General features: G+C 59.5%; 4 protein-coding genes. 3 read left to right on the top strand and 1 reads right to left on the bottom strand.

Features of this window, described 5'->3' with window-relative positions; genetic code table 11:
- Positions 1–80: 80 nt before the first annotated feature.
- Positions 81–1,901, bottom strand: coding sequence for a type VI secretion system baseplate subunit TssF (tssF, locus tag MMB92_RS22630; protein ID WP_264858786.1), 1,821 nt, complete (start codon positions 1,899–1,901; stop codon positions 81–83).
- A gap of 139 nt (positions 1,902–2,040) precedes the next feature.
- Between tssF and tssI the strand changes: the two genes are divergently transcribed.
- The 3 genes from tssI to MMB92_RS22615 are packed head-to-tail and all read left to right on the top strand — an operon-like array spanning position 2,041 to position 7,242.
- Positions 2,041–4,152, top strand: a complete 2,112-nt coding sequence (tssI, locus tag MMB92_RS22625) for a type VI secretion system tip protein VgrG (protein ID WP_196433215.1) — start codon at positions 2,041–2,043, stop codon at positions 4,150–4,152.
- Between the two features lie 11 nt (positions 4,153–4,163).
- Complete coding sequence (locus tag MMB92_RS22620; protein ID WP_060263189.1) at positions 4,164–5,507, top strand: DUF2169 domain-containing protein; 1,344 nt, start codon at positions 4,164–4,166, stop codon at positions 5,505–5,507.
- Positions 5,500–7,242, top strand: a complete 1,743-nt coding sequence (locus MMB92_RS22615; protein WP_080331214.1) for a DUF4150 domain-containing protein — start codon at positions 5,500–5,502, stop codon at positions 7,240–7,242. The genes MMB92_RS22620 and MMB92_RS22615 overlap by 8 nt, the downstream gene beginning before the upstream one ends.
- The last annotated feature ends 1 nt before the right edge of the window (position 7,243 follow it).

The following is a 7,243-nucleotide window of genomic DNA, read 5'->3' as shown; positions in this document are numbered from 1 at the left end:
CAGCACGGCAACCGTGCGTTTTGTACTCAGTCACGGGCTCCAACACCCAAGCGCGGGGCAAACTGCACGGTCTCGTCTGGCTACCACCAGACTTTACCGTACTGGTCAGTACTGAACATACAAGCGTACGGGCCGAAGAATCGGTCCATGACAGCCGAGAACCGATGCAGGCTGACATCTCGTGTCGCCGCCTCGGAGAACGAAAGCAGGATCTCCACACCGCGAACAAATGACGGGAAGTGATTGTCGAGAGACATCCACCTGATCGCTGGTTTGCAGTCGAGAGATGCGATCGCGTCGATGCAGCGTTGGGCAACCACGCTGGAACGCGGAGCATGGAAACGGAGAAACTCCTTCAGCGCGGGTAGTCCGGTCCGCGTCAGGTCGAGCGGATGCGGCGCCAGTGCCGACAGGACGCGCCAAAGTGCACCGCCCCGCGGCAAGGCAGCCGGCAAGGTGGGGCGGGAGAGCAGCATGATCGGGCACGCCAATGCCGAACCCTCGTACAGAAGATCGCTATCGGGGGCCCCGATCGGCAACCGGGACGGCATTGCTCCGTTGGTTGCCAGGACATCGACATCGACCTGAGGGTGTCGCGGATGAGCGGTTTGACCCTTTAAGTCGACCAACGCCAGTTGCGATTCCGCCAGCGCGCCGTCCGGCATGGCCTCCGGATCTCGGTAGGCCAGCCAATAGATGGCGGACGAATCCATGGGCCGCGCGTGACTGAATGCACGATACGGCCACACCTGCGTGCGCGGTGCCGCATGTGAAGCGATGGCGGCCTTGTCTTCGCCCGACTTCGTACGCTCGCCCAGATACACGGCCTCAACCGAGTAGACGCTCAGCGGAATGCCGGTTGCCAACGGGGTCGGCGTGATCGGATAGGTGGCATCGTGACTGGTTAGCTGGATAGGCGTTGCCGCGCGTTCGAACAGGTTGACGACCGGTGTGCAAAACAATCGGAACGTGCTGGTGTTCAGCGTTGCCAGGATCTGAGCGGTGCCGGAATCATGGGCGGTGCCTTGCACGGCGACGTGAAGCGTCAGTCGTCGAGCTGCTTCGGCGCGCGCGGCGCGACGCATTCGACCCAGGTCGATGTCGACGAAATCAAACTTCTCGGGGAAGGCAAAATACTCGATCAGATGCCTGAACGATTGTGCGCTTGTATCGTCTTGGTTCGGCAACAATCGCTCGTCATCGGCAAAGCCGGCCGCCTCAATGGGGGCTTTCGACAAGCGGGTCCAGCGTCCGCTTTCGTCCACCTCCACGTAGGCGGCCGATGCACGAAGCAACAGCGTATCGGAAAGCGCGGCGACGAGCGGCCGCTCTCCGGACAGATGTACCCGCACTGGGGTGGACGGAATGGCGTCATCGAATGCTTGCGACGCGGATTCGCTTGTAAAGGTAATCGAAATGATCCCCGTCACTTCTGTCGGGATGCGCGCCGCTGCTGGCGCGAGCGTCGCTGATGAATAGCGTGCCGAGTAGATACGCAACGGCGATAACGTGACGTCGTAGAGTGTACGGAAGCGGCACGGTGCGGCATTGGCGTCCAGCATCGTGCCGCGCGCTATCGTCAGCGGTTCGGTAAGCTGACCGAACAGAACCGATGGGTCGAACGAGGCAACCGCGCATGACGGGACCGTGCGCAGATACTGCGGATAGGCAATTTCGAGAAGTGCCTCGGTGAATTGCGGGTAATCGTCATCAAGCTTCGCATCGACACGAGCCGCTAGCAGCGCGAACGTCTGTACCATTCGGTCGACGTGCAGGTCTTCGACGTGGCCACCAGACATGCCCAGGCGTGCTGCAATCTTCGGAAAGCGTCGAGCAAAGTCCGCCAGACTGCGTGCAAGCAATCCGACTTCACGTTCGTAATGTGACAGCAGATGGTCCATTCGCTGCAATATTCAATAATCCGCGATAATCGGTCCCTGTTTTCCGGAGCCGACATCTAGTCAAAATGGCGCGCAGGCATATTAAAATGGCCGCGCCGACAAAAAATTGCCCCTCTGCTGAGAGATTCCGAGGCTATATATGCAAATGTCCGAAATTGCGAGCTTCTTCCGGCTCCAGAGCAATCGCCTGTTTACGATTGAAACGCCATTGAAAGGTCGATCGGATCTCGTGCTTGTCGATTTCCATTGTACCGAGGGGTTATCTCAGAATTTCGAGATGCATGTCCGGCTCGCGTCGCAAGACAAGAATATCGAGCTGAAGAAGTTGATCGGCCAACCTGTGACAATCACGTTGCAGTTGACCGATGCGCTCGCCAGCTCGGAAGAGCGTTACTTCCACGGATACGTCGCGGCGTTTTCGCATCTGGATACCGATGGCGGTTTTGCGATGTACAGCGCAACGATCCTGCCGTGGCTCTGGATGCTTTCTCGCCGACAGGACATTCGGATCTTTCAGGAAGAGAATACGGAGGCGATTCTTTCCCGCGTGTTTCGCGAGTACGGCAAGCTGGCATCGTTTGAGTTCCGTCTGTCGAAAGGAACGCAGAATCGCAGCTATTGCACGCAGTACCGTGAGACGGATCTTGCTTTCGTCGAACGGCTGATGCGAGAGGATGGCTTGTTCTATTACTTCGAGCATGCGAAGGATGGGCACAAGCTGATCATCGCCGATAACTCGGTGACCGCGAAGCCGATCGACGGGCGCAGTCCATCGCTGCAATACAATCAGGGCGAGGCGATGGACAATCTCGCCGTCATCACGTCATTTCAAGCACAGCGTCAGCTTGCACCGGACACGGTCGGACTGAAAACGTTCGACTACAAAATTCCTCATGCCCGGCGATTCGTGTCGGGCGGCACGGAAGTCAATCAAGGCGACGTACCGTCCTACGAGATCTACGACTACCTCGGCGAGCATGGTTTCGCTGACAGTGATCGGGGCGAAGAGCTCGCGCGCTTCCGGACGGAAGCGCTGGCTGCACACAGCAAAACGTTCGTCGGGGTGACGACGGGCCGGCGGATGATGCCGTGCCGATACTTCGAGCTGGACGACCACTACGATCACGCCAGTACCAAACAGGAAGACCGGCAATTCCTGTTGCTGACTGTGTCGCACACAGGCACGAACAACTACGAGCCTGGCGAGGGGACTTCTGCGTATTCATGCAGCTTCACCTGCATTCGCAAGAAAATTCCGTACCGTCCGGCATTCGAGGGCGAGCGTCCGACGATCGTCGGGCCGCAGACGGCAATCGTCGTGGGTCCGAAAGGCGAGGAGATTTATACGGATAGTCTCGGCCGGGTGAAGGTGCAGTTCCACTGGGATCGTCTCGGCAAACGTGACCAAGGGAGTTCCTGCTGGGTGCGCGTGAGCCAGCCGTGGGCGGGTAGCGGTTTCGGGATGATTCAGATCCCGCGAATCGGGGATGAGGTGGTCGTGAGTTTCCTTGATGGAAATCCGGACCGTCCCCTCGTGACGTCGCGCGTTTACAACTCGCAGAACATGCCGCCGTGGGCGTTGCCAGCCAACGCGACACAGAGCGGGATTCTGACGCGCTCGACCAAGACCGGTAACGTCAATACGGCCAATGCGATTCGCTTCGAGGACAAGAAGGGCGAGGAAGAGGTGTGGCTACACGCCGAGAAGGATCAGCGCATCGAGGTCGAGCACGATGAATCGCATTGGGTAGGTAACGACCGCACCAAGAACATCGATCACGATGAGACGGTGCACGTCGGCCACGATCGTACGGAAACGGTCGACAACAACGAGACGATTCACGTTGGGGTGGATCGCACCGAGACCGTTGGTAACAACGAGACGCTGACGGTCGGTGGCAACCGGAATGAGACCATCCAAGGGATGGAGAATCTCCTGATTGCGCTGACGTCGACGGAGACGGTGGGGCTTGCAAAAGCACTGACCGTGGGCGGCGGCTATCAGGTGACAGTGGCCGGCGCAGTGAACACATCGGCGGGGCTGGCTAGCGCTGAAGAAGTCGGCCTGTCGAAGACCACGATGGTCGGCAAGACGTACACGATCACGGCTGGCGACCGTATCGAGCTCAAGACCGGTAGCTCGGTGCTCATTATGGAGAGCAACGGACACATCACGCTGCGCGGCACGCAACTGCTAATCGAGGGCTCAGGGCCGGTGCAGATCAACGGCAAGGATGTTGACGTCAATTGACGGGAGCGGCGATGGAGTTCTCCAATCACACGCCTTTTCCTGCATTGGCGTTCGAGTCGTTTGCGCCGGACGGCGCATCGTTCCATACCGTTGTCTTGCGCCAGACTTTCGAGCTGCGAGACGGCGTGTTGATGCTTGCGCAGGAGCAGAGACCGCTCGCGACATCAGATCGTTTCCACGGCGAGCCGAATCAGTCCAGCGTGGCAGAGGAAAGCGATCTCGCGCCGTATAAACCGCTTTGCGATGTACTCATCAACGGGACGGCCTATGCGCCGCAGGGGCGATCGTTGCCGCGATTCGCAGCGGGCATTCGAATTGTGTCGGCACCCATGCGATCCAACAACGACACGGGTGTGCCGACGACGAAAGTCCTGCTAGATCGTAGGTTGTTCGTGACCGGCCCAAGGTACTTTGCTCGACGATCGACGTTTGGTCGAAGCATGAACCGACTCGTGAAGATCGCCTCGCTCGGCATCGTGCGTCCCATCGACTGGTGGTTGACGCCGCCTGAGCCAATCGCAGCGCTGCCTATGCGTTACGAATACGCATGGGGCGGGCAGTGTCGGATCGACGCGCAGGATCCGGCTGCGAAACGTGTGCCGAAGGCATCTCGGCTCGATGACAAGCAGCAGGCTGCGCATCCCGATCAAGATAACGTCCCGGTGGCGCATACGGCCTGCGAAAACAATCCGATCGGTCTGGGATTTGCTGAACGTTGGTTCCTTGATGCGACGAAGCTGCAGCGGGTCGCTGCTCCGCAGATCGAAGCCAGCAGCGAACCCATCTCGATACAAGCGTGGCTCGCAGCTGTGAATGGGCAGGCGCCTCCGTCGCTGCATCCGGCTGGCGTCGGTATCGTCGGGAAGGCGTGGAAATCGAGGCGTGAGCTTGCTGGCACGTACGATGACCAGTGGCTCGCTGAGCGCCATCCGGGCTTGCCGGACGATTTTCAGTTCAGGTACTGGAATGGCGCGCACCCACAGATGCAGGTGCCGCACCTGAAGGGTGACGAGACGATCGTGCTGACGAATCTTGTTCCAGTTGGCACGCCCGGATCGACCGTCGGCGAGCGGGGCAATACGATCCTGCGCATCGCCTTGCCAGGCCATCTACCGATGGGATGGGTCTACACCGACCAGTCGCTCAAGTTCGCGCCGCTGCTGCTCGATACGTTGTCAGTTGATGTGTCGGACGCAGCGAACCCCGTGGTGACGTTGGCGTGGCGCGCAACGCTGATGAAATCAGTGCGTGCGCAGCGCTTCGAGGCAAGGTTTGTCGACCGGGCGGGGCTGGAGCGGCTTGCCGCGACATCGTCGGGTAACGCGGTCGATCCGGCGGAGGTGCGGCATGGCTGAACCACTAACGGTCACCATCACCGGAGATGCGGGTGACGTTTTTCGGGAGCATTTCAACATCCAGAGTGTGGAGCAGGCTCGTGACGCAGTAAAAAATCTCGACTCTTTGTGGAATACGCCGAATCCGTGGAGCGATCGCCCGGACCTGCGCGATATATTCGATGAAGCGGGGAAGTCAGTCCAGAGGCGCTTTGAAACGGGCGTCTATAAGCCGCAGGATCAGGCGCAGCCGTCCGATCACTTCTCCAAGGGCAATCGGATTGCGTCGAGGCAGGACGGCAGCTTCAAGGCCGTGAGTAGCACGCCCGATGTGTGCAAGACTCCGATGGGCAGCTCGACACCACCGGTACCCTATCAGGTCGTGTCGGATCTGAGCGGGTCGTCGGGCGTCGTGCCGAGCGTGCGATTCAACGGCAAGCCGGCGTACGTGCTCGATCAGAGCGTGGTCCCGACATGTACGGGCGACGAAGCGGGCTCAGCCGATGGGGTACGTTCCGGCACGGTGGGAGGCGAGACCAAGCCGACGAAGGGAAGCACGACGGTTCGCGCGGGTGGCCATCCCGTTATTCGTGACGGTGACCCGTGCACGATGAACTCCGGCAACTGTACGGGCACTTACGTAACTGCGCCCGCGCCGGGTAGCTCGGTGGATGCGAGCGGGAACGTCGTGGGGGATGCGAATCCGCCACCCGAGAAGGGCGTCATGCATCAAGTTGGCGGGTTCTTCAAGGGGGCCGGCGGCGCGGTGTGGGACATGGCGAAGGGCTTGGGCGGGCTGGCGGTCGGAGCGGCCAAGCTATCGCCAGTGTCGCAGGCTGCTGAGGGTCTGTCTGATCTGACAGGGTTATACGACTACCACGGGTACTCGCAGACGTTGGACTCAGCCGGAAAGACGGCGCAGGCGATCTACGATCATCCTGGCGCGATCGTCGATGGCATCACCAAGCCGTATATGGAGGCGTGGAGCCAGGGCAACTATGGTGAGGCGCTGGGGCGCGGCGCGGTCGACATCGGCGGATTGTTTGTTGGTGGTGTTGGTGCTGCCGGCAAGGTCGGCGAAGCGGGGAATGTGGCAGGCAAGGTTGGCGAGGCGGTGAATGTTGCCGGAAAGGCAGGCGAGCTTGCTGACGTTGCAAATGTCGCGGGAAAAACGGGAGAGGTTGCGAACGCGGCTGGGAAGACTGGCGAGGTTGCCGAGGCGGCTGGCCAAGCAGGCAAGGCCTCTGACATTGGAGGTGCGGCGGCGAAGGGAGGCGAGACAACCGAGGCGACCGCTGATGCAGCGAAAGCCGCAGGGGAGGCCAACGCAAAACCTGCGGGAGATGGACTGAAAGTCCAAGCCAAGCCTAAGAGGCCGTCTTGGAGGCAGAGTGAGAAGGATGTAGGGAAGAAACTCGGGCAAGGATACAAAGAACAAAGGTCCTTCAAGGACGGGAAAGAGGTTCCCTATGGCACCAAAGGAAGCACACGTCCTGACTGGTATAAAGATGGTTCGAGCGTTGAAGTGAAGAACTACAATATTGAGACGCCCGCAGGCCAGGAACGATTGATCGATAACGTATCGAATCAGGCGATCTATCGTGCGCAACAATTGCCTCCGGATACCGTCCAATCGCTTTTTGTAGATATTCGTGGTCAAGTAGTCAGTCGTGGTGAGCTGCAAAACGTTATTCAGTCAATCTCCACGCGCAGTAACGGTATAATTCAGCCAAGTAACATTACCATATTGAGGTAGC

The sequence above is a fragment of the Burkholderia sp. IO2 genome, assembly GCF_029522185.1.
Lineage (GTDB): Bacteria > Pseudomonadota > Gammaproteobacteria > Burkholderiales > Burkholderiaceae > Burkholderia > Burkholderia cenocepacia.
This window is presented reverse-complemented; position numbering and strand designations above follow the sequence as displayed.